Genomic DNA, 2,519 nt, shown 5'->3' with positions numbered 1-2,519 from the left:
GCGATGACCGAGGAGCTGCTCGCTGCCCACGCCGCGGGAGAGGTGCAGGTCGTGATTGGCCGTGCCTCGGACTACTTCGGTCCCGGTGCGATGAGGTCGGCCCTGGGCGAGACCGTCTTCGGTGCCGCACTCGCCGGGAAGACCGCCCAGGTGATGGGCGACCCGGCCCAGCCGCACAGCTTCTCCTACACCCCCGACGTGGCCGCCGCCCTGATCACCCTCGGCACCGCGCCCGGCACCACCGGACAGGTCTGGCACCTCCCGGTCGCCGAGGCCCGCACCATCCGCGAAGTGGTCGAGAAGGTCTACGAGCTGGCCGGGCACAGGCCCCGCCTCCTGGCGGCCGGTCGCCTGACCCTCCGCGCGCTGGGGCTGGTCAAGCCGGAGATGCGCGAGTACCTCCACACGCTCTACCAGTTCACCGCCCCCTGGGTCGTCGACGACGGCAAGTTCCGCGCCGCCTTCGGCGACCGCGCCACGCCGCTCGACGAAGCACTGGCCACCACCCTCGCCTGGTACGCCGACCGCGTGCCTGCCTCCGTCAGCTGACCACTCACCTCGACCTCACAGGAGCAACGCCATGGGCACCATCGACCGCAGCACCTACCTCGCCACCGACCACACCATCGACCGGGCGACCGCACGGCGAGCCGGCGCCGCCCTGGCGCTGGCCTCCGGCCTCGCCATCGCCGGCTTCACCGTCCTCGGCTCGGTCTTCGAGTACCCCCAGATCCTCGAGGAGCCGACCGCCGACATCCTGGCCCTCTTCCGGGAGCACCAAGGCACGGTGATGAGCTGGTTCCTCGTCCTGGCCATCAGCGCGGCCCTGATGGCGCCGGCCGGCATCTGGCTCGGCCGGATCGCCGGTGGACGCCTCGGCCGCTGGATCGCCGGCGTCGGCGTCGCGGCGGCCACGGTCCAGGTCGTGGGCCTGCAGCGCTGGGTGACGCTAGTCCCCGGGATCAGCGACGACGCCCTCGACCCGGCCCTCCGCGCCGCTGCCGAGGACCGCTTCGAGCTGTTGCACACCGTTCTCGGCAAGGCCATCGGGGAGACCTTCGGCTACGCGCTCACCGCGACGTTCACCGTGCTCGTGGTGATCGCGCTGAGCCGATCGATCCTGCCGCGCTGGCTCGCGCTTGCCGGCTACGCCGCCGCCGTACTCATCGCTACCGGCGTCGTGATCCCGCTCGTCGAGGCCGCAAGCCTCACCAATTTCGCGGGGTACGTCGCCTGGTGCGCATGGCTGCTCGCGGTGGCCTTCCTGCTCGTCCGCGCGCCCGCCGACACCTCGGGCTCCCCAACCACCCACGGATCCGCCGGCTTCACGGCCACCGCCTCGATCGTCGTACGACGGCCGGTCGCCGAGGTCTTCGCGTTCGTCGCCGACGCTCGCAACCGCCCGTCCTGGGACGACAGCGTCGTGACCGAGGAGCTCACCTCTGCCGAGCCGATCCGACACGGGACGACCGTCCACACACGGCTGCGGTCGATGGGCCGCGAGCACGCCTACGACTGGGTAGTCACGGCGTTCGAGCCGCCGGTCGGCATGATCGTCACGAGCACGGCCGGCCCACTGCCGACGACCCTCACCTACGTGCTCACCGACCTTGGGGACGCGACCCATGTCCAGTTCACCGTGGTCGGCCGACCGACCGGCGCGCTCCGGCTGCTGCGGCCAGCGATGGCGCGCAGCACCCAGAAGAACCTCGACCGCAGCTTCGGCCGTCTGCAGCAGGTGCTCGAGGCCCCGCGCGTCGCGTAGTGACGGACCGGGCGATCCGCGGCCTCGTTCGCATGCCCCAGAGGTGTCGCAGGAGTTCGACTCCCATGCTTCTTGGCGTCGATCACGCAGACGCTCGGTGCCTGAGAACTGGACATCGATGGTTGTGCCACAGCGCTGACGTCGAGGTGAGCTATCGCTACGAGGCGACGTAACGCTCGGTGAGCCGGTCCATCGCCGTCAGGACCGCACCCGGCACCTCGAGCCAGATGAAGTGACCCGCTCCTGGCTCGGCACGCCACCAGGCTCCGGGGATGCGGTCCGCGGTGTCGGTGCCGGCCCTCGTGGGGATCGGGCTACGCTCGCCGACGAGCACGCCGACGGGCACTGTGATGGAGGGGAGAGCCGCCTCGAGCTCCGGTAGACGTGCGTTGAGATCGGTCCACAACCCTTCGTACGCCGGCTGCGACATCTTGACCGGCGGCATGGCCGGTGCCGTCGATGGCTCCGCGAAGTAGGACGGCCAGAGCAGTCCGAGCTGCTCGACATCCTCCTCGGGAGACAGACCCTCGGCCGCCTCCTTGGCCTCCAGCTCGTCGAACCTGGGGCGATTCGCGTGGGGCATGCGTACGAGCAGCTCGGCCACGAACTCCGCTGACCCGCCGTCACCCACCGCCCCCAAGGGGTCGATGGCCAGCACGCCGGACAACCTTTGCGGGATCGCCGCCGCCGCGTGGAGGGCGAGGTGTCCGCCCCAGGAATGGCCCATCAGGTAGGCGGTATCCCACCCGAGCTC

2 protein-coding genes and 1 pseudogene are annotated in these 2,519 nt (G+C 70.8%); 2 read left to right on the top strand and 1 reads right to left on the bottom strand.

What is annotated here, in order from left to right:
- Positions 1 to 549 (top strand): annotated as a pseudogene (locus RMO85_RS18535) (NAD-dependent dehydratase); the annotation flags it as partial.
- A 31-nt stretch (positions 550 to 580) separates the two neighbouring features.
- Positions 581 to 1,765 carry a DUF4386 family protein gene (locus tag RMO85_RS18530; RefSeq protein ID WP_310530196.1) on the top strand — a complete coding sequence of 395 codons (1,185 nt, stop codon included), beginning with the start codon at positions 581 to 583 and terminating at the stop codon, positions 1,763 to 1,765.
- Between the two features lie 157 nt (positions 1,766 to 1,922).
- Here RMO85_RS18530 and RMO85_RS18525 read toward each other — a convergent pair.
- The coding region (locus tag RMO85_RS18525; RefSeq protein ID WP_310530195.1) for an alpha/beta hydrolase at positions 1,923 to 2,519 on the bottom strand (597 nt) is incomplete at its 5' end.

The sequence above is a fragment of the Nocardioides sp. genome, from assembly GCF_031422975.1.
Taxonomy (GTDB): domain Bacteria; phylum Actinomycetota; class Actinomycetes; order Propionibacteriales; family Nocardioidaceae; genus Nocardioides.
The sequence above is the reverse complement of the archived record's forward strand: the minus strand, read 5'-3'. Positions and strand labels throughout refer to the sequence as shown.